Genomic DNA, 20,514 nt, shown 5'->3' on the forward strand with positions numbered 1-20,514 from the left:
TCCTCTATTCCTTGACCGCCCCGGTCATGCTCGAGACGTAATGCTCGACGAAGAACGAGTAGAGCACCGCGACCGGCAGGGAGCCCAGCAGCGCGCCGGCCATCAGCGGCCCCCAGTGGTAGACGTCGCCTTCGACCAGTTCGGTCACCACGCCGATCGGGATGGTCTTGTTCTCGGACGAGGAGATGAAGGTGAGCGCATAGATGAACTCGTTCCAGCTCAGGGTGAAGCCGAAGATGCCGGCCGAGATCAGGCCGGGCACGGCCAGCGGCAGGATGATCTTGACCAGGATCTGCAGCCGGGTGGCGCCGTCGATCAGCGCGCATTCCTCGAGCTCGTACGGGATCGACTTGAAATAACCCATCAGCAGCCAGGTGCAGAACGGGATGAGGAAGGTCGGATAGGTCAGCATCAGGCACAGCTTGCTGTCGAACAGGCCCAGGTTCAGCACCATGGCGGCCAGCGGCAGGAACAGGATCGACGGCGGCACCAGATAAGCCAGGAAGATGACCAGCCCCGCTGTGCGGGCGCCGCGATAGCGCAGCCGCTCGATCGAATAGGCGGCCAGCACCGAGGCGAACAGCGACAGGAACGTCGCCACGACCGAGATGATGACCGTGTTCCACATCCAGTTCGGATAGTCGGTCTCGAACAGCAGGTGGTAATAATGCTCGAACGTCGGCTTGATCACCCAGAACGGGCTGCCGTGGCTCGTATCGTAGAGCTCCGCGTTGCTTTTGATCGAAGTGATCGCCATCCAATAGAACGGGAACAGCAGCACGAATACGAAGATGGCGAGCGGCAGGTAGACCGTGACGACGCGGCGCGGCGTCGAGACCAGGTAATGCATGCCGCCGGCCTGGTCGGCGAGGGTGCGGGCCATAGGGCTCTCCTGGATCTCTTCGGGCTAGTCGCGTCCGCCCTGCTGCCACTTGCGGCGCTGCAGGCCGAAATAGCTGAACATGACGGAGGCGACCAGGAATGGGATCATCGAGGAGGCCAATGCCGCCCCCTGCCCCAATTGGCCGCCGGGGATGGCGCGCTGGAACGCGAGCGTGGCCATCAGGTGGGTCGCATTGATCGGCCCGCCGCGGGTCAGCACATAGATCAGCTGGAAATCGGTGAAGGTGAACAGCACCGAGAAGGTCATGACCACGGCAATGATCGGCGTCAGCATCGGGAGCGTGATGAAGCGGAAGCGCTGCCACCCCGTGGCGCCGTCGAGCGTCGCCGCCTCGTAGAGCGAACTCGGGATCGTCTGCAGGCCGGCCAGCAGCGAGATCGCGACGAAGGGGATGCCGCGCCAGACGTTCGCGATGATGACCGAGATCCGCGCGTTCACCGGATTGCCCAGGAAATCGATGTTGTGGTCGATCAACCCCATATGGATCAGCGCCCAGGAGATGATCGAGAACTGGCTGTCGTAGAGCCACCAGAACGCGATGGCCGACAGCACGGTCGGCACGATCCAGGGCAGCAGCACGATCGCGCGGATGAACGCCTTGAACGGCATGTGCTCGTTCAGCAGCATCGCCAGCCACAGGCCGAGCATGAATTTCGCGACGCTGGCCACGACCGTGTAGACGATCGTGTTGAACACGCTCAGCCAATAGACGTCGTCGGCAAACAAGGTGACGAAATTGTCCCAGCCGATGAATTCGCCGGGCTCGCCCAAGGTGGCGTCCGTCAGGCCCAGCCACAGGCCGAGCCCCAAGGGATAGAGCAGGAATACCAGCAGCAGGGCCGCCGCCGGCAGCATGAACAGCCAGCCCAGCAGGTCGCGACTGTCGGCCACGACCGCCGCCAGCCGCCGCCAGCCCGCCCCGCGCTGACCCAGCCCTTCCGATACCACCGTCATGTCGATCTTGCTCCGCGTGCCGGGCGGACGCGTCAAGCCGCGCCCGCCCGCTCCGCTCAGGCCTTGTAGATACGCTTCGCCTGTTCGTGCGCCTGCATCGCCGCATCCTTGATCGACACGTTGCCGGTGCAGGCCTTGGCGAACATGTCAACGATCAGGAAATCCGCCATGCACTGCGCCGAAGCGGCGCCGAGCGTGCCGGAATAGCCGTTGTCGCGCATGACCTTGACCGCATCGCGATACGGCAGGGATTTCGGATCCTGCGTCCAGAACGGGTTCTCGGAATAGGCCGCCAGCGGATGGGCGGTATAGCCGATCGAGGCAGTCTGCCAGGGGAAGTACTGCTCCTTTTCCATCATGAAGCGCAGGTAGTCCTTCGCCGCATTGGGGTACTTGGAATATTTGAAGATGATCATGTTGAAGAACAGGTTCTGCTCGGTCGGAACGCCGCTGGGGCCGACCGGGAAGTTCGAATGGTAGATGTCGTCCGCCAACGCCTTCATCGCCGGATCGGTCGAGGTCTTGGCCGCGTAATAGACCGAAATGCCGTTCGCGGTCAGGCTGATCTCGCCGGTCAGGAATGCCTTGTTGTTCGACGGATCGAGCCAGCTCAGCGTCCCGTCGATGTAGGTCGCGTAGAGCTGCTTGGCATACTCCAGCGCCTCAATCGTCTCGGGGCTGTTGAGCACGACCTGGTTCTTTTCGTTGACCATCTTGCCGCCGTGGGACCACAGGCACCAATGGGTCCAGCAATTGCCGTCGCCCGTCGCATGGCCCAGCGCGAAGCCGGCCGGCGTGCCGTTCTTCTTCAGATTCTGGCACAGCTTCAGATAGCCCGCGAGATCCTTCGGAATCTCCTCGAATCCGGCCTTCTGGACATGGCTCTTGCGATAGACCAGCGCGTTGCCGGCGCAACCCATCGGGATGCCGATCCACTTGCCGTCGCGCTTGGAATAGCGGTTGCAGACGTCGTACCAGCCGCCGTACTTGCCACCCAGGTAGTCGGCCAGATCGCTGACGTCGAGCAGCTTGTTCGGGAATTTCTGTGCGTCGTCGTTCGTCGTGATGATGATGTCCGGACCGCTACCGACATTGGCGGCGACGGCGGCCTTGGGGCGGACGTCTTCCCAATTCTCGCTGTCCACGCGGACGGCGACGCCGGTCGCGTCGGAATATTTCTTGGTATTGGCGGTCCAGACGTCTTCATCGCCTTGGACGAAGCGCTTCCAGCGCAACACCTTGAGCGAGGCCCCGGCCTCGGGCTTCAGTGCGAACGCCGTCTGGGCCTGGGCGGCCGGCCCACCCGCCAACCCGGAGGCGCCGGCGGTGAGCGCCGCCGCCGCGCCGAGCTTGATGGCATCGCGTCTCGTGATTTCCGTCATGTTCATCCTCCCTCTCTCGTTGCCGCGGCGCCGTTCTTTTGATGAGCGCCGTTCGTCAGGAAATTGGTCAATCCAAACGAGCGATCTTGGCACCCGATGCCGCATCGAACAGATGGACCGCATCCAGCCGGGGCACCAGCGCAATCGCCTCCCCCGGGCTGAAGCTATGGCGCTCGTCGAAGGTCGTGCAGATCGGCACGCCACCGATCTCGGCATAGACGAACGTGTCGGCGCCGGTCGGCTCCACCACGGAAACCACGGCGGGAACGCCGGCCGCATCAAGGGTCAGGTGCTCCGGGCGGATGCCGTAGACGACCTGCTGGCCGTCGCGCCCACCGCCGAGCGGCGGCAATGGCAACCTCACGTCCTGCGGGCCGTCGACCCAGGCTTCGCCCTGGGCCCGGCGCAGGGTGCCGGGCAGGAAATTCATCGATGGAGAACCGATGAATCCCGCGACGAACTGGTTGGCCGGGAAGTCGTAGAGCTCGAGCGGCGAGCCGATCTGCTCGACGATGCCGTCATGCATGACCACGATCCGGTCGGCCATGGTCATGGCTTCGACCTGGTCATGGGTCACGTAGATCGAGGTGGTCCGCAGCCGCTGGTGCAGCGCCTTGATCTCCGTCCGCATCTGCACGCGCAGCTTGGCGTCCAGATTGGACAGCGGCTCGTCGAACAGGAACACCTGCGGATCGCGCACGATCGCCCGGCCCATGGCGACGCGCTGGCGCTGGCCGCCGGACAATTGTCGGGGATAGCGATCGAGATAGGGCTTCAGCCCCAGAATCTCGCCCGCCTTGTCGACACGCTGGTCGATCTCGGCCTTGCTGGCGTTCCGCAGCTTCATGCTGAAAGCCATGTTGTCGTAGACCGTCATGTGCGGATAGAGCGCGTAGTTCTGGAACACCATCGCGATGTCCCGCTCCTTGGGCTGCAGCGTGTTCACCACGGTGCCGCCGATCGAGATCTCCCCGCCGCTGATCTGTTCCAGGCCCGCGATCATGCGCAGCAAGGTCGACTTGCCGCATCCCGAGGGTCCGACGAGCACGACGAACTCGCCATCCTTGATGTCGATGTCGACACCATGGATGATCTGGACCGAACCGAATTGCTTCTTGACGCCGCGGATGCCGACCGATGCCATTTTCCGTTCCGCCGACGCTAGAGAGTGGGATCGACGAGAGGAGCGGCGACGTGTCGTCGGTGACGGCACGGCAATGGCGCGAGATCCTGCATCGGCATCCTCCCCTGTGATCTGACCCGCGCAGGTCTATCGTCTGCTTTCGGGAAAAGGCGCCGTCGCGCTTGACGACCGGCCCCCTTGTCGCGTGATCCTAGGACAGCGGGACGGCGAGCGAAAGACTATTTGTCAGACATAATGTCGGAGCGTTTGGGGGGTGCGATGAATCAGATCGATTTGGCGGGACGACGGGCGATCGTGACCGGCGGCGCGCGGGGGATCGGCCTCGCCGTCGCACAGCGGCTGGCTGCTTCCGGCGCGCGGGTGGCGATTTGGGATCGGGATGCGACGACGGCTGCGGCCGAGGCCGATCGCATCGGCCAGGTCGGATTGGCCGTCGACGTCGCCGACCCGGAGGGGGTTGAGGCGGCATTCGGGCGAAGCGTGGCGCTGATCGGTCCGATCGACATCCTGGTGACCAGCGCCGGCATCACCGGCCCCAACCTGCCGGTCGAGGACTACCCGGTCGACGCCTGGCGCCAGGTGCTGGACGTCGACCTGACCGGCCCGTTCCTCTGTTCCCGCGCGGTCGTAGCCGGGATGAGGGCGCGCGACTATGGCCGCATCGTCCACATCGCCTCGATCGCGGGCAAGGAGGGCAACCCCAATGCCTCGGCCTATTCGGCCGCCAAGGCCGGCGTCATCGCGCTGACCAAGTCGCTCGGCAAGGAACTGGCGCAGACCGGCGTCCGGGTGAATTGCGTGACACCGGCCGCGGTCAGGACCGAGATCTTCGATCAGATGACCGAACAGCACATCCAGTACATGCTGTCGAAGATCCCGATGGGCCGATTCGGCCTCGCGACGGAAATCGCGGCGATGATCGCCTGGCTCGTGTCGGAGGAATGTTCGTTCTCGACCGGCGCCACCTTCGATCTGTCCGGTGGCCGCGCGGTCTATTAGCGGGGCTGGCGCAGCAGGGCCGCGCGCTTGGCGCGCTCGAGAATCCCTGACCAGTCCTTGTTGCGAATCGCCTCGGCATTGGCGATCCAGGTGCCGCCGACGACCGGCACGTTCGGCAGGGCCAGGTATTCGGCGGCATTCTCGAGCGTGACGCCGCCGGTCGGGCAGAACACGATGCCGGCGAACACCGGAGCCCAGGCCTTGAGCATGGCGACGCCGCCGAATTCCTTCGCCGGGAAGAACTTGAGGAATGAAAAGCCGAATTCGCGCGCGGTCAGCACCTCGGTCGGCGTCACAGCGCCGGGCAGGTACGGCAGGCCGGACGCGATGCCGGCGGCGGCGAGGCTCTGGGTCAGGCCGGGGCTGACCAGGAATTTGGCGCCGGCATTCTTGGCCGCGGTCACGTCGGCGGGGCGCAGCACGGTGCCGGCGCCGACCAGCGCCTCGGGCAGCTCGCGCGCGATCTTCTCGATCACGGCCAGGGCATTGGGCGTGCGCAGCGTGACTTCGAGAGCGTTGAGGCCGCCTTCGATGAGTGCGGTGGCGAGCGGGATGGCATCTTCCACCCGCTCGATGGTCAGGACCGGAATGACCGGCGTATGATCGAACGGCTGGGGCATGCCAAGGCCTCCCTTTCAGAGATGGGTGTTGCGGTGACGGACAAGTGACGATGAGCGCCAACCTAAACCAAGCCGGGCTCGGTCTCAAAGCCCGCCGCGAGCGGATCGGCAATGCGATCCCACGGGTGGTCGCGATCGGCGAATGCATGATCGAACTGAGCGACCGCGGCCAGGGCATGCTGGCCCTGGGCTATGCGGGCGATACTCTCAATACGGCGGTCTACCTGAAGCGCGCCGCAGGCGACCGGATCGCGGTCGATTACCTGACCGCGCTGGGCGACGATCCCTACAGCGACTCGATGCTGGCGTTCTGGCAGGCGGAGGGCATCGGCACCGACTCGGTGCCGCGCCTCAGCGGCAAGCTGCCCGGCCTCTACATGATCCGTACCGATCCGGCCGGCGAGCGTCGCTTTCTCTACTGGCGTTCGGCGGCCGCGGCGAAGCTGATGTTCGAGGCGCCGGAGACCCTGCTGCTCGGCGACCGGATCGCGGCGGCCGATCTCGCGATCTTCTCCGGCATCACGCTGTCGATCCTGTCGGACGCCGGACGCGACCGGTTCTTCGAGGTGCTGACCTCCGCCCGCGCGGCCGGGACGATCATCGCGTACGATGGCAACTACCGCCCGGCCGGTTGGTCCCATGCCGAAGCCGCGCGCAGCTGCTTCCAGCGGTTCCTGAAGCTGGTCGACGTGGCCCTGCCCTCGATCGACGACGAGGCGAACCTGTTCGGCCCGGGCGAAGCCCAGGCCGTTGCGGCTCGACTGCACGACCTGGGCGTAGCCGAGGTCGTGGTGAAACAGGGCGAGCTCGGCAGCCTGCTGTCGATCGGCGGCGAGCAGCAGGTCGTGCCCGTGGAGTGCCTGGTGAAGCCGATCGACACGACCGCCGCCGGCGATTCTTTCAATGCCGGCTACCTTGCCGGTCGCCTGGAAGGCCTGTCCCCCGCCGAAGCCGCCCGCTTCGGCGGCCGCGTCGCCGCAGCGGTCATCCAGCACCGCGGCGCGATCATCCCGCTGGAGGCGACGCCGAGGTTGGGGGGCTGACGCCCCCTTCCCCGGCGATCGGCTTTATGCCACCCGCGTCAGCAATGGCTTGCCCGCGAAATGGGCGACCAGATTGTCGACGACCAGCTGTCCCATCGCGGTCCGCGTCTCGAGCGTGGCGCTGCCCTGATGGGGCAGCAGCACGGTGTTCTCCATCGAGAACAGCTCCTCCGGTACCTTGGGCTCGTCCTCGAACACGTCGAGTGCTGCATGGCCGAGCTTGCCCGACTTGAGCGCATCGACCAGGGCAGCCTCATCCACGACCGGACCGCGGGCGACGTTGATCAGCGTGCCCTCGGGGCCCAGCGCCTCGATCACCTCGCGGGAGATCAGGTGGAACGTCTGCGGGGTCAACGGGCAAATGACGCAGAGGAAATCAACATCGCGGGCCAATGCCACCAGGTCCGGCACATGGGGCCATTTGGCATCGGGCTTCGGGCGCGGGCCGTGCCACGAGACCTGCAGCTTGAACGCCTCCGCCCGCGTCGCGATCGCGGCGCCGATGCGACCGAGGCCGACGATGCCGAGCTTCTTGCCGGCGACGGCCTGGCCCAGCGGATGGTTGCCCTTCAGCCAATGGCCGGCGCGCACGAAGCGGTCGGCGCGGCTGACCATGCGGGCGGCGTCGAGCAGCAGGGTCAGCGCCAGGTCGGCGACATCGTCGGTCAGCACGTCCGGCGTGTTGGTCACCGGGATGTTGCGCGCCTTGGCGGCCGGCACGTCGACCGCGTCATAGCCGACGCCGAAGTTCGCGATGATCTCGGTCTTGGGCACGGCATCCATCAGGGCAGCGCTGGCGCCCCTGCCGCCGGAGGTCGCGATGGCGCGCACCCGGTCCTTGATGCCGGCCAGGAAAGCCGCCTGGTCCGCGGCCTCGTACAGCTTGTGCAGGATAAAATTCTCGTCGAGCGAGCGCATGGTCGGCGCCGGCATCGGCGAGGCAACCAGGATTTCAGGCTTCATCGGCACGCTCTCCTCGTATTTCGTATGATGATATCACTCGGACGGCAGGATACCCGTCACCAGCCGACGGAACCAGCCCTCGCCGACGAGCGCCGTTGCCGCAGCCATGTCGGGTGCCATCACCCGGTCGCGATCGAGGAACGGCACACGGGCGCGCAGCGCCGCCTGGGCCTCGGCAAGGCGCGGACTGGTCTTAAGCGGGGCACGGAAATCGATGCCCTGAACCGCCGCCAACAGCTCTATGCCGACGATCACCGCGGCATTCTGCGCCATCCGGCCGACCCGCCGCGCGCCATGGGCCGCCATGGAGACGTGATCCTCCTGGTTGGCCGACGTCGGCAGGCTGTCGACGCTGGCCGGATGGGCCAGCATCTTGTTCTCGGCCGTCAGGGCGGACGAGGTAACCTGGGCGATCATGAAGCCGGAATTGAGCCCGGGTTCGGCGACCAGGAATGCCGGCAGGCCGCTGCTCATCTTGGCATCGACCAGGAGCGCCATGCGACGTTCCGAGATCGAGCCGATCTCGGCGACCGCCAAAGCCAGCGCGTCGGCGGCGAAGGCGACCGGCTCCGCATGGAAATTGCCGCCGGAGATGATCTCGGCCGTGCCATCGACCTCGTTGCGGAACACCAGCGGGTTGTCGGACACGCCATTCGCCTCGCGGCGCAGCACGCCGGCGGCATAATTCATCAGATCGACGATCGCGCCCATGACCTGGGGCTGGCAGCGCAGGCTGTAAGGGTCCTGCACCCGGTCGCAATCGACATGGGATGAGCGGATTTCAGATCCGGCAAGCAGTTCGGACAGCTTCTCCGCGACCGCGATCTGGCCCGGCTGGCCTCGGACCGCATGAATGCGCGCCTCGAACGGCACGTCGCTCCCAAGCATGGCATCGACCGAGAGCGCACCGGCGACCAGACCGGCGGCAAAGGCGTTCTCGACCGCGAACAATCCCGCGAGCGCGAATCCGGTCGAGGCCTGGGTACCGTTGAGCAGCGCCAGGCCTTCCTTGGCCCCGAGGGTGACCGGCTTCAGCCCGGCCTTGTCGAGCGCCGCCGCGGCCGACATGCGCTCGCCCTTGAGGCTCGCCTCGCCTTCCCCGATCAGCGGCAGGGACAGATGGGCGAGCGGCGCCAGATCGCCCGAGGCGCCGACGGAGCCCTGGGCCGGCACGCAGGGCAGCAGCCCGCGATTGACGAACTCGATCAGCAGTTCGAGCGTCGGGCGGCGGATGCCGGAATAGCCCATGCCCAGGCTGTTGATCTTCAGGATCAGGATCAGCCGGACCAGTTTGTCCTCGAGCAGCGGCCCGGCGCCGGCCGCGTGGGACAACACCAGGTTGCGCTGCAAGGCCGCGACCGACTCGTTCGGAATGCGCGTGGTCGCGAGGCTGCCGAACCCGGTATTGACGCCATAGGTCGCACGGCCGCTCGCCAGCACCTCGCCGACCGCCTCGGCCGACCGTTCGATGGCATCCCAGGCACCGGGCGCCAGCCGGACCGGCCGGTCGCTTTCCAGCAGCGCCCGCAGTTCCCCCAGCGACAATTGCCCAGGCACCAACTCGAAATGACCGTCGACCACCCGCTTCTCCTTCACCCGACCTCAGAATCGATCGCCGGGACTAGCACGCGAGGCCGCTCGGAACAACGGCCGGCGATCGCGGACCCGAGGTCCGGCCCCGCGATCACGATACGCCAAGATTCGGACCTTGCACGCCACGCACAAAGCAACTCGCTGTGATCTTGCGCCGTTTGCCATCATGATCGGTTCATCACGCCGATCGGGAGCCCGCCGCCATGGTCGCTCGCTTGATCCTAGCCGCTTTGTTTCTGTGGGTCGCCGACGCGCAGGCCCAGGACATGCCGACGCTGACGCTCGGCATCGGCGACCGAACCGGCTTCGCGCCGCTGGTCCTGGCCGAGAAGCAGGGGCTGTTCAAAAAGCATGGCGCCGACGTCCAGGTGAAGGTCATCGGTCAGCAGGACCGACTGGCCGCACTCACCTCCGGCGTGGTCCAAGGTGTTGCCGCGACGGTCGACACGATTGTCGTCTGGACCGGTTCGGTCCGGCTGTCCCAGGTCCTGGTGCTCGATCGCTCCAAGGGCGCCGACGGGGTGATGGTGCGCACGGGGATCGCGAATTTGCAGGATCTCAAAGGCAAGACCATCGCGGCCGGCGCGCCTGGAACCCCGTCCTATTACTTCCTGGCCTACGCCCTGATCGCCAACAGGATGAGCCTGAAGGACGTCAAGCTCCGGACCCTCTCGCCGGAAGCCGCGATGCAGGCCTTCGTCGCGGGCCAGGTCGACGGTGCGTCCCTCTACGAGCCCTATATGTCCCGGGTCCGCGCCCAGCCCGGGACCGGGAGCCTGCTCGTCTCCACCGCTGATTTCCCGATCGTCTGCGACACGCTGGCGTTCCAGCCCGACTATCTCAGCCAGCACAAGGCGGCGGTGGCGGCCGTCGTCGCCGGCTGGTTCGACGCGCTTGCCCTGATCCAGTCCGATCCGGACAAGTCCTTCCTGATCATGGGTGCAGCCGCCGGTCAGTCGGCCGATGCGTTCAAGGGGGCGGCCCGGTCCGTCGACTGGATCGGCCACAAGACCAATCAGGGCATGATGGATGGCGTCCTGCAGGACCTGGCCCATACCGCGACCGAGATCCAGGTCCAAGCCGGCGTGCTGCGCAAGGCGCCCAGCACGTCGCGCCTGGTCGACGCCAGCTTTGTCGACTGAGGCCGCGAGCGGGCGGGATAAATACATCCAAAAATTGTCACGGGCCGATCGAAAAACCCGTTGCTAGCCTTCCCGGAATTCGGTCAACCGACCGATCGACCGCAGGAACATTTCGATGCCATTCAAGCATTGCTCTTACCGCACGTTCGCACCGCTGTTCATGGCGGTACTGCTTCTCACCGGCTGCGAGACGCGGTCGATCTCGAACGCCGGCTATCCCGGTTCGACGAACGCGCTCTATCGCGGCGAACTCGCCGATCTCGACGTGTTGGGCGTGCAGAACAGCGGCCCGATCACCGACGAGCACATCGCGGACACCCTCGTCGCCAGCAGGAAAATCGCGCCGCGTCCGGACGAACCCATCCTCGTCGTGCAATCCGGAGCCCAGACGCCGGACAGCGAGTTCCTCACCGCACTCGACGCCCATTTCACCATCGGCACTTTCTCGGGAATCCCGCCGCAGAGCCGCGATGATTTCGCCCGGAAGATCCGCCTGATCGCCGCCCAGGGCGGTTACGGCCAGATCCTCTGCTATTGGGGCACCCTGGAGAGCGCCAAGACGAACGAAGTGACCAAGGCTGTCTCCTGGGTCCCGATCGCCGGGTGGCTGCTGCCGGACCAGACCCAGAAGATGCGCATCGCCCTGCGGGCCGTCCTGATCGACGTGCAGAGCGGCAACTGGCGCATGTACCGGCCAGTTCCACTCGACGACGAGCAGTTGAGCGCGATCTTCAATCGCCGGGGCAGCGACCAGGACCAGGTCGTCCGGCTGAAGCAGGCGGGTTATACCGCGCTCGCGCACGATCTGATCGAGAGCGCCGGCTGAAACGCGCCCATCCACGCGAAGGACCTGGACCGCGATGAGTGCGGTTGAGTTGCGACGTGCACACAACTCTTGTAAACGTTACGGCGTCAATCAAGAGAAGAACCATGATCCGTTTTCGAATATTTTCCGTCGCCGTTTTCGTTCTCTTGATGGCCGGTAACGCAGGGGCGGAAACGGTACCCGCAGCACCGATAGAGCGCCCGCTTCCCGAATATCCGACGGCGGCGAACGGGACGGAGGGGTCGGTCAAACTTCATTTCCGGATCGATGCCAATGGTCGTGCGACCGATGTTGCCGTCGTGGAAGCCAGCCCTCCCGGCATCTTCGAGAATTCCGCCGTGGCGTCGGTCGGCCAATGGCGTTATCGCGCACGGCAGGAGGACGGCAAGGCTGTCGAGCAGCCGGACAACGTCATTCTTCTCAAATTCAAACCCGAACCGGCCGACCTGGTACCGGCGCTGCTTCGCAAGTGGCACCCTTACTATCCAAGCCAGGCTTTCGACGACAAACTCGAAGGCGACGTCACGCTTCGTTTCGACACTGATACCCTCGGCATGGCGGAGAACGGTGTCGTTCTGGAAAGCACGTTGCCTCACGTCTTCGATGCGGCAGCGTTAAAATCCCTTGAAAATCTGAAATTTCAGCCCGTCATGATCGATGGCAAACCTCAACCGACGACCGGCCTGAAACTCACGATCCCTTTTCGCTTGGCAGACGCCTATTTGGAACCAATCCGCATCGGTTCCGGTGGCCCCGCCTATCCGCCAAAAGCGTTGAACAGCGCGACTCAGGGATATTGCCTGGTCCATTTCAAGATCACGGAAGACGGTTCGACCGAGAATCCGGAGATTTGGGACACCGCACCCCGAGATATGTTTGCGTATACCTGCCTGGCGTTCGCCCGATCCGTTCGGTACCAGCCCCCGGGACAGGAGCCTCGTGGCCATATCGACCGCGAACATAGTATGATGATCCGGTTTCTTCTCGACCAATCCGGTTCGAGGCGTCCCGATGACATGCGGCCGGAAGATTGGGTGCGCATTCAATATACGGTTACAGCGGATGGCCATATCAAGGACGCAAAAGTCATCGCGACGTCGCGTCCGGCAGTTCCGACGGATGAAGCGCTGCGACAGATACGCAGCCGGCATGTGAAGCCATTCGTCGAAAACGGCGTCGCTGTGGAAAAACCCAATCAGATTGTCGTCGTCAGAGGGGCCAAGGATGGTTGACGGCAATGGCGTAGGTTCTCGACCTACTCTGCCGCAGCCGCCGGCCTCCAGCCGATCTGGTGCAGGCAGCGGTCGATCCATTGCTTGGTCAGTTTCTCCTGGACGCCGTTCTGGCTGAGGCGCGTGCGCAGGCTGGCGAAATCGACGCGGTCGAGGGACTGGTCCTGGTTGAAGCAGGAGAACACCACCGTCTCCGCCCCGGTCGCGGGGTCCCTATGGACCTGCAGGCACTGGGCGCAGATCTCCTTCATCATGCATTGCATCGGTGAATTGATGCTGCCAACCGCCTCATGTCCGGGCTTGAGGTAGGGTTGCAGCACGCCGTGCCGGGCGCGGGCGACCGCGTTCATCATACCATCGGAGCCGATCGCGACGATGCGGTCGACCTCGTCGAACGGGATCGCCGGCGGACCCAGCTCGCCCGCCGCATAGCTGCGCATGGCCTCGACGATATTGCCGACGTAGCGGCTGTCCTGGGGCCGGGTCGGCTCGAAGCCCGGACCCTCGTCCGAGCACCAGACGATGAGATCGGCCGCGCGCTCGATCTCCTCGACCTTGTAGCGATCGATCATGCGCTTGTAGCCGGCGAAATAGACGACGCGCGAGCCTTGGGCGCGCGCAGCCTGGCCGATGGAGAACAGCACGGCATTGCCGAGCCCGCCGCCGACCAGCAGCACGGTCTCACCGGCTGGTGTATGGGTCGGCGTGCCGGTCGGCCCCATCAGGATCACCGGTTCGCCCGGTTGCAGCAGCGCGCAGAGATCGGACGAGCCGCCCATCTCCAGCACGATGGTCGACAGCAGGCCTTGCTGCTTGTCGACCGAGGCACCAGTCAGGGCCAAGCCTTCCATGGCGAGCCGCGTCCCCTCGACCGATTGCGCACGGGTCTCGTAGTTCTGCAGCCGGTAGAACTGGCCCGGCTCGAACGCCTCGGCCGCGAATGGCGCCCTGACCGAGACCTCGACGATGGTCGGGGTCAGGCGCGTGATCGCATGAACCGTCGGTCGCAGACCCCGGTTCATGGTCCGTGCCAGATCCGCGGGCGTCGGATCGGCGGCGGCGCGGCGCGCCAGCACGCGGCTGACGGTCGGATAACCCTGCTTGGCGCTGCCCATCGCCTTCACTACATTGCCGGCGAACGAGGGGTGCAGGTCGCCGAAGAAGCTGATGGCGCGACCGTCGGCCCGCAGGCTCATCAGCACATGGACCGCGCCGGGCTTGGCACTCTTTTCCGGCTTCACCGGCTGGCCGGCTTCGTCACAGGCTTGGAAATAACGGCCATCGAGCACGATGTTCGCCGGGTCCTCGCGGCCCAGCACGGTGTTGGGCTGGGTTCCCGCCGCGATCAGCACGGTGCGCGCAGGCAGGGTGATCGTCGCGTCGGAAGGGCCCAGGCGGCCGGCCTCGTCGACGACATGGGGCGTCATGGTGATGCCGCGCGCCTGGCCCCATTCGTCGATTTCGACCTCGGCGGGCGACAGGCACTCGGCGATGCGGATGCCCTCCTCCAGCGCCAGCGCCACTTCTTCATGGTTCAGCGTATAGCTGGGCGCGTCGACCAGGCGCCGGCGATAGGCCATGGTGACGCCACCCCACCCATCGATCAACTCGATCAGGCGCGGCGCGCGCCCCTCGGCCGCGGCGGCGGTCCGTTCCGTCCTGATCGCCCGGGCGTGGGTGATGAATTCCTCGGCCGCCTCGATCTCCGGCACACGCCAGTCGGCCCGCACCGCCTCCACGCCACGCTCGGCCACGAGGGTCTCGTAACGCGCCAGGAACTTCTCGACCTGGACCGGATAATAGGCCAGCGACTCGGTCGCCGTGTCGATCGCGGTCAGGCCGCCGCCGATGACCACCACCGGCAGGCGGACCTGGAGGTTGGCGATCGAGTCGGGCTTGGCAGCACCGGTCAGTTGCAGCGCCATCAGGAAGTCCGACGCCTGGCGCACGCCCGACGCCAGTCCGTTCGTCATCGGAATCACCGTCGGCCGGCCGGCACCGGCGCACAGCGCCACATGGTCGAAGCCCAGCTCGAATGCCCGGTCGATGGTGAGCGTGCCGCCGAAGCGCACGCCGCCGGTCATGGTGAATTCGCGCCGGCGTTCCAGCAGCAGCCGGATCAGCTTCAGGTAATTCTTGTTCCAGCGCACGGTGATGCCGTATTCGGCGACGCCGCCGAACCCGGCCATGACCCGTTCGCCCAGGTGCTCGTAGAGTTCCGCCACGTCTTGGATCGGCCGGAACGGCACGGCTTCGCCCAGCGCGGAAACGCCTGAGATTTCAGGGTCCAGCGGCTCGATCTTCAAGCCGTCGACCGCGACCACATGGTGGCCGTCGTTCATCAGATGGTGCGAGAGCGTGAAGCCCGCCGGCCCCAGGCCCACGACCAGCACCTTGTAGCCGCTCTCGGGCCGCGGCAGCGGACGACGCAGGTTGAGCGGGTTCCAGCGTGTCAGCAGCCCGTAGATCTCGAAGCCCCAGGGCAGGTCCAGCACATCCTTGAGGTTGCGCGTCTCGACCTGGGGAATGTCGACCGGTTCCTGTTTCTGGTAGATGCAGGATTTCATGCAGTCGTTGCAGATCCGGTGGCCCGTTGCTGCCGCCATCGGATTGTCGATGGTGACGATGGCGAGCGCGCCGACCGCGTGGCCGCGCGCCTTCACCAGGTTCATCTCGGAGATCTTTTCCTCGAGCGGGCAGCCGGCGAGCGGCACCCCGAACGAGCTCGACTTGAAGCTGCCGTCCTTTTCCTTCAGGCCCTTCGAGCAGCTGTCCTTGCCCTGGTTATGGCACCAGATGCAGTAGTTCGCCTGGTCGAGCCCGTGGGTCAGATCCATGCCCTGGTCGGTCAGGCCGAAGCCCTCGCGCCGCCGCCAGCGTGTCTCCGGCAGGCGTTGCATGGCGACGCCGTCGATCGTGACGATTTCGATCGGCACGAGATGGGCCGGATCGAGCTTGTGCGGCACCTTGAACAGGATGCCGGCGCCGTGCCGGGCACGCCCGGCACCGGACAAAGTGGCCCATTGGGCATAGCGCACCGCCAGATCCAGCGCGGGTGCGTGGGACGCTTCGTCCACGGTCCAGTGCTCGACATGGGCGGCGAAGCTCGCCTCGGTCAGCGGCTCGCGGATTACTGCTTCCAGCGCGGTCCCGAGCGCCGGTCCGTCGAGGGCGGCGGCCTGCTCGGCGCTCACCCCCTTGACCGCGCGACGCTGGACGAACAGGCGTTTCACCCGATAGAGCGGCGCCAGCGCGTCGTGGCGCGCCTGGAGCGCGGCCAGTTCCGGCTCGATGCCGAACAGGCTGCCGATGAAATCTTCGAGGTGGGGCGCCGCCTCGATCAGCAGTTCCGATTCTTCCTTGGCGGGGATGTCGTCTGGGGCGGCACGCGCGATCATCAGTCGATCGAACAGCGGAAGATCGACGTCCCTGAGCCAGGCGACGAAAGCCTGGTCGAGCCGGACCAGACCGTCCCGGCGGTAGAGATCTTCGAAAGTCAGGCCGAAGCCGAGCGTGAGCACCGTCCGCATACCGGTCGAAACCTCCCTAGCCCCCAAGGCGCCGGACCGAAGGGCCCTTTGCCGTCGCAGCGGTCAGACATCCGTCCCGAGGCCGAGCTTGTCACTCTGTTGCTCGTACCGCCGAGACCGACTGTGCGCCAAGCCGATCGATGGATCAAGTCATATCGTTTGTATACAAACAAACTGGAATCCGGCGCGATCCCGGCAGTGTTCCGGCAAGAATTGTCGCCCAGACAATGTTCGAATTGAAAGCCAAAGAACGGATCGACAGATTTGGCGGACCGCCTGCTTGAATGAGGTCGCCGGGAGTCGCGGCATAACCAAGAACGAGAAACGCCGATGTCATTAGCCACTCCTCATCAACCACTCCGCATGGGCCTTGCCGAATGGGTCCTGCTGTTCGCCCTCTCGGCGCTTTGGGGCGGTACGTTCTTCTTCTTCAAGGTGCTGCTCGAAGACGACCTGCCGCCCTTCACCATCGTGCTGGGCCGGGTCGGCATCGCCGCCCTGGCACTCAACCTCTACCTGTTGGTCCGGCGCGATCCGATGCCGATGACGGTCGGGATCTGGCGGGATTTCCTGGTCATGGGCCTGCTGAACAATGTCCTTCCCTTCACGCTCATCGTGTTCGGCGAGACGCGAATTTCGAGCGGGCTCGCGTCGATCCTGAATGCGACGACGCCGGTGTTCGCCGTGCTGAGTGCGCATCTGCTGACCGCCAACGAGCGGCTGACCTGGCGCAGAGGCGCCGGGGTGCTGTTCGGCTTCGCCGGCGTCGCGGTGCTGATCGGTCCGGGTGCCCTCGCCGGCCTCGCAAACCAGGATTTGCTGGGCGAGGCCTCCTGCCTCGCCGCGGCGTTCATCTACGGGCTCGCCGGCATTTATGGCCGGCGCTTCAAGGGCATTCCACCGATCAAGGTCGCGACGGGCCAGATCACCGGCAGCACGATCATCCTGCTGCCGCTCGCCGCCTTGATCGACCGGCCCTGGAACTTGCCGATGCCCGGCGCACCGGCTTGGGCGTCGTTGGTCAGCCTGGCGCTGCTGTGCACGGCGCTCGCCTACATGCTGTATTTCCGCATCCTGGCCGTCGCAGGCGCCACCAATCTGATGCTGGTGACATTCCTGCTGCCGATCAGCGCGCTGCTGCTCGGCTGGCTGGCGCTCGGCGAGCAGATCGCCCCCACCGCCGTTCCGGGCATGGTTTTGATCGGCTTCGGCCTCGCCTGCATCGACGGCCGGCCGCTCGGCTGGTTCAGCCGGGCGAGGACGGCATGATCAATTGTGCTGGCTTTTAACGAGGAAGGCTTGAATGCCGGTTCCAGTAGCGTTCGGCGAAAAGAGAACCGAAATGGTTGCGACGACATCGCACTCTTTAAGGGTCCATTCTTCCCTCCAAGAATGCGGGTCACGGCCAGGCAATGTTCCGGACGTAGATGCGCCCTCCTGCACGACAAAGGCCGTATCCGTCACATAGCCCTGCTTGCAATCCTTTGACTGGGCGGGCGCAGCGGCCTGTTGGACGAGGATCAGCGCGTCTCTTTCAAGAAAGTAATCAGCGCGGGTCGTGCCTGGGAGTAAGCCAATTCGCTTGATGGTGCCCTGCGGCGTGACCATGGACGCAACATTGAGAATCTTTCGGGACCCGCACCCTTCGGACGTGACAATGTCTCTCCAGCCCCCTTTGACCGGTACGCCCGCGGCATCGAGCTGAACCGGTTCGAAGACCGAGATCTGCCACTCGATGGATTTGATGTCAGCGCAGGCAACCCCAACGGCCTTCTCCCACTGAGTTCTCAGCAATTGAACGACAGCCTGATGATTGTCGGGTCGATTTAGAAACTGCTGAAATTCTGGTGTGAGCGATGTCGGTTGGGCGGCAAGCGCTGGCGCTCCCAGGGTGAGAAACAACAAAGCCATCGATGCATAAATTCGGAGCGCCATATCGTCCCCCCTTTGCGTGAACTCACACCCGGCGGCTTCAGTTGCGTGAAGATGATCAGCCAGGACGGCTCTCGTTCACGGCGGCGTGGATGCCGGTGCCTTTGGCGTCCGGCACGAAGTGCAGCGTGACGATCGCGGTGGCATTGCAGCCCTTCAGCGTCCATTCCTCGCGCCAGGGATGCGGATCGCGGCCCGGCAGGGTCGCCGCCGCCGGTTCGCCTTCCTGGGCGACGAAGGCGGTATCGGAAATCAGCACCTGCTGACATTCCTTCGGCAGGATGGAGGCCGCTGCGGCGCGCGCCTGGCCGATGGCGTCCCGCTCCAGGAATGGATCGGCGTGGCTGGTGCCGGGCAGCATGTCGATGTGCTTGACCGTGCCATCCGTGTTGATCGCCGAGACGACGGTGAAGACTTTCCGGAACCCGCAGCCCTCTGAAGTGACGGTCTCTTTCCAGGAGCCCTTCAATGGCTTGCCGTCGCCGCGGAAGTCGACAGGATCCAGGACTTCGACCTGCCAATCGACCGGTTTGACGTTCGCGCACGCAACGCCGACGAATTGGGTCCATTGGGCCTGCAGCGATTGCACGACCGCCTGCCGATTCTCCTGCAGCAGGATGAATTTCTGAAACTGGGGCGAGACCGGCGGCGGCTCCGCGGCGGAAGCCCGCGCCGCCAGGCCGAGACCGAATACAGCACCGAATATCAAACGCCGAAGGCTCATTGCATTTTCTCCCTGGCGGCCAGGGTAGCATCCCGCCTTCGGGCTCGGGAAGCGGGCTTGACCGGCGCGAGCGCCCGCAACGCGGCCCTGCACCGGTTTCGGCTGCACAGGCTTGCCCCGATCGCGTAAATTCGCCCGTGTTTTGCGCATGGGGAGCGGCTGTAACGATGGTGGATCTTCGTCCGGTGCATGTGATCGGCGGTGGGCTCGCCGGCAGCGAGGCGGCCTGGCAGTTGGCCGAGGCCGGCGTGCCGGTCGTGCTGCACGAGATGCGGCCGATCCGCAAGACCGAGGCGCACCAGACCGAGGGCTTGGCCGAACTGGTCTGCTCCAACTCGTTCCGCTCCGACGAGCCGCTGACCAACGCGGTGGGCTTGCTGCATGAGGAGATGCGCCGGGCCGGCTCGCTGATCCTGCGCGCGGCCGACCAGCACAAGGTGCCGGCGGGTGGCGCGCTCGCGGTCGATCGCGACGCCTTCTCGGCCGCGGTCGAGGCGGCACTGACGGCCCATCCGCTGGTCACGATCGCCCGCGAGGAAATCGCTGGCCTGCCGCCGGCGGACTGGGACAGCGTCGTGGTCGCGACCGGCCCCCTGACCTCGCCGGCCTTGGCCGAGGCGGTCCTGGGCCTGACCGGCGAGGCGTCGCTCGCCTTCTTCGATGCGATCGCACCGATCGTGCATACCGAATCGATCGATCTCACGGTCGCCTGGTTCCAGTCGCGCTACGACAAACCCGGCCCCGGTGGCACCGGCAAGGACTACATCAACTGCCCACTCGATCGGGACCAGTATTTCGCCTTCATCGAGGCGCTGCAGAGCGGCGAGAAGACCGAGTTCAAGGAATGGGAGCAGAACACGCCCTATTTCGAAGGCTGCCTGCCGATCGAGGTCATGGCGAGCCGCGGCGTCGAGACCCTGCGCTGGGGCCCGATGAAGCCGATCGGACTCACCAACCAGCACAACGGCACCAAGCCGTACGGCGTGGTCCAACTGCGCCAGGACAATGCGCTCGGCACGCTCTACAACATGGTGGGTTTCCAGACGAAGCTGAAATACGCCGAGCAGGTCCGGATCTTCCGCACCATTCCGGGCCTGGAAAAGGCCGAGTTCGCGCGTCTCGGCGGCCTGCACCGCAACACTTTCCTGAATAGTCCCAAGGTGTTGGACGGCCAGCTTCGCCTGAAATCGGATCCGCGCCTGCGCTTTGCCGGCCAGGTTACCGGGGTCGAGGGCTACGTCGAATCCGCCGCGATCGGGCTGATCGCCGGCCGCATGGCGGCGACCGAGCGCAAGGGCGGGTTGCTGGCCGCCCCGCCGCCGACCACGGCCTTGGGAGCTCTCGTCGCCCATATCACCGGCGGCGCCGATGCCGAGACGTTTCAGCCGATGAACGTCAATTTTGGCCTGTTCCCGCCGCTGGCCGAGATTCCGAAGGCGAAGGCCGAGCGCAAGCCGGCCCTCGCGCGCCGCGCGCTGGCCGACCTCGACGGCTGGCTCGGCACGACCCGCGCCGCCGCGGAATAG

At 65.4% G+C, this 20,514-nt stretch carries 17 protein-coding genes; 7 read left to right on the top strand and 10 right to left on the bottom strand.

What is annotated here, in order from left to right:
• Positions 1–4: 4 nt before the first annotated feature.
• The 4 genes from VGV37_RS01520 to VGV37_RS01535 form a co-directional block, all read right to left on the bottom strand.
• On the bottom strand, positions 5–883 hold the full coding sequence (locus VGV37_RS01520) for a carbohydrate ABC transporter permease (RefSeq protein ID WP_326877838.1): 879 nt from the start codon (positions 881–883) through the stop codon (positions 5–7).
• A 24-nt stretch (positions 884–907) separates the two neighbouring features.
• Positions 908–1,858: a sugar ABC transporter permease gene (locus VGV37_RS01525; RefSeq protein ID WP_326877839.1), complete on the bottom strand. Its 951-nt coding sequence runs from the start codon at positions 1,856–1,858 to the stop codon at positions 908–910.
• Between the two features lie 56 nt (positions 1,859–1,914).
• Positions 1,915–3,240: an ABC transporter substrate-binding protein gene (locus VGV37_RS01530; RefSeq protein ID WP_326877840.1), complete on the bottom strand. Its 1,326-nt coding sequence runs from the start codon at positions 3,238–3,240 to the stop codon at positions 1,915–1,917.
• Between the two features lie 67 nt (positions 3,241–3,307).
• Positions 3,308–4,384: a sn-glycerol-3-phosphate ABC transporter ATP-binding protein UgpC gene (locus VGV37_RS01535; protein ID WP_326877841.1), complete on the bottom strand. Its 1,077-nt coding sequence runs from the start codon at positions 4,382–4,384 to the stop codon at positions 3,308–3,310.
• 258 nt (positions 4,385–4,642) lie between these two features.
• Here VGV37_RS01535 and VGV37_RS01540 point away from each other — a divergent pair, with 258 nt between their 5' ends.
• Positions 4,643–5,383 carry an SDR family NAD(P)-dependent oxidoreductase gene (locus VGV37_RS01540; protein WP_326877842.1) on the top strand — a complete coding sequence of 247 codons (741 nt, stop codon included), beginning with the start codon at positions 4,643–4,645 and terminating at the stop codon, positions 5,381–5,383.
• Here the strand turns inward: VGV37_RS01540 and VGV37_RS01545 are convergent.
• Positions 5,380–6,003 carry a bifunctional 4-hydroxy-2-oxoglutarate aldolase/2-dehydro-3-deoxy-phosphogluconate aldolase gene (locus tag VGV37_RS01545; RefSeq protein ID WP_326877843.1) on the bottom strand — a complete coding sequence of 208 codons (624 nt, stop codon included), beginning with the start codon at positions 6,001–6,003 and terminating at the stop codon, positions 5,380–5,382. The two genes, VGV37_RS01540 and VGV37_RS01545, sit on opposite strands and share 4 nt — an antisense overlap.
• A gap of 50 nt (positions 6,004–6,053) precedes the next feature.
• On the opposite strand from VGV37_RS01545, the gene VGV37_RS01550 reads away from it, so the two are divergent.
• A complete protein-coding gene (locus tag VGV37_RS01550; protein ID WP_326877844.1) occupies positions 6,054–7,046 on the top strand; it encodes a sugar kinase in 993 nt (330 codons plus the stop codon).
• Positions 7,047–7,070: 24 nt separating this feature from the next.
• Here the strand turns inward: VGV37_RS01550 and VGV37_RS01555 are convergent, their stop codons facing one another.
• Positions 7,071–8,009 carry a 2-hydroxyacid dehydrogenase gene (locus VGV37_RS01555; RefSeq protein WP_326877845.1) on the bottom strand — a complete coding sequence of 313 codons (939 nt, stop codon included), beginning with the start codon at positions 8,007–8,009 and terminating at the stop codon, positions 7,071–7,073.
• A 33-nt stretch (positions 8,010–8,042) separates the two neighbouring features.
• On the bottom strand, positions 8,043–9,590 hold the full coding sequence (gene hutH, locus VGV37_RS01560) for a histidine ammonia-lyase (protein WP_326877846.1): 1,548 nt from the start codon (positions 9,588–9,590) through the stop codon (positions 8,043–8,045).
• 215 nt (positions 9,591–9,805) lie between these two features.
• Here hutH and VGV37_RS01565 point away from each other — a divergent pair, with 215 nt between their 5' ends.
• From VGV37_RS01565 to VGV37_RS01575, 3 genes are all read left to right on the top strand, one after another.
• Positions 9,806–10,744 carry an ABC transporter substrate-binding protein gene (locus VGV37_RS01565; protein WP_326877847.1) on the top strand — a complete coding sequence of 313 codons (939 nt, stop codon included), beginning with the start codon at positions 9,806–9,808 and terminating at the stop codon, positions 10,742–10,744.
• A gap of 115 nt (positions 10,745–10,859) precedes the next feature.
• On the top strand, positions 10,860–11,570 hold the full coding sequence (locus VGV37_RS01570) for a hypothetical protein (protein WP_326877848.1): 711 nt from the start codon (positions 10,860–10,862) through the stop codon (positions 11,568–11,570).
• A gap of 104 nt (positions 11,571–11,674) precedes the next feature.
• Complete coding sequence (locus tag VGV37_RS01575) at positions 11,675–12,802, top strand: TonB family protein (RefSeq protein ID WP_326877849.1); 1,128 nt, start codon at positions 11,675–11,677, stop codon at positions 12,800–12,802.
• Between the two features lie 23 nt (positions 12,803–12,825).
• Here VGV37_RS01575 and VGV37_RS01580 read toward each other — a convergent pair whose 3' ends face one another.
• Positions 12,826–16,332 (bottom strand): FAD-dependent oxidoreductase, encoded by a 3,507-nt coding sequence (locus VGV37_RS01580; RefSeq protein WP_326877850.1) that lies wholly within the window; start codon positions 16,330–16,332, stop codon positions 12,826–12,828.
• Between the two features lie 330 nt (positions 16,333–16,662).
• Here VGV37_RS01580 and VGV37_RS01585 point away from each other — a divergent pair, with 330 nt between their 5' ends.
• Positions 16,663–17,601 (top strand): DMT family transporter, encoded by a 939-nt coding sequence (locus VGV37_RS01585; RefSeq protein WP_326877851.1) that lies wholly within the window; start codon positions 16,663–16,665, stop codon positions 17,599–17,601.
• Here VGV37_RS01585 and VGV37_RS01590 read toward each other — a convergent pair whose 3' ends face one another.
• Together VGV37_RS01590 and VGV37_RS01595 are read right to left on the bottom strand one after the other, a co-directional pair.
• On the bottom strand, positions 17,602–18,267 hold the full coding sequence (locus tag VGV37_RS01590; protein WP_326877852.1) for a hypothetical protein: 666 nt from the start codon (positions 18,265–18,267) through the stop codon (positions 17,602–17,604). It abuts the gene before it with no gap.
• Positions 18,268–18,322: 55 nt separating this feature from the next.
• On the bottom strand, positions 18,323–18,988 hold the full coding sequence (locus VGV37_RS01595) for a hypothetical protein (protein ID WP_326877853.1): 666 nt from the start codon (positions 18,986–18,988) through the stop codon (positions 18,323–18,325).
• A gap of 167 nt (positions 18,989–19,155) precedes the next feature.
• On the opposite strand from VGV37_RS01595, the gene trmFO reads away from it, so the two are divergent.
• Positions 19,156–20,514, top strand: a complete 1,359-nt coding sequence (gene trmFO / locus VGV37_RS01600) for a methylenetetrahydrofolate--tRNA-(uracil(54)-C(5))-methyltransferase (FADH(2)-oxidizing) TrmFO (protein ID WP_326877854.1) — start codon at positions 19,156–19,158, stop codon at positions 20,512–20,514.

This window comes from Aliidongia sp. (assembly GCF_035943795.1).
In the GTDB taxonomy this organism is placed as follows: Bacteria; Pseudomonadota; Alphaproteobacteria; order ATCC43930; family CGMCC-115725; genus Aliidongia.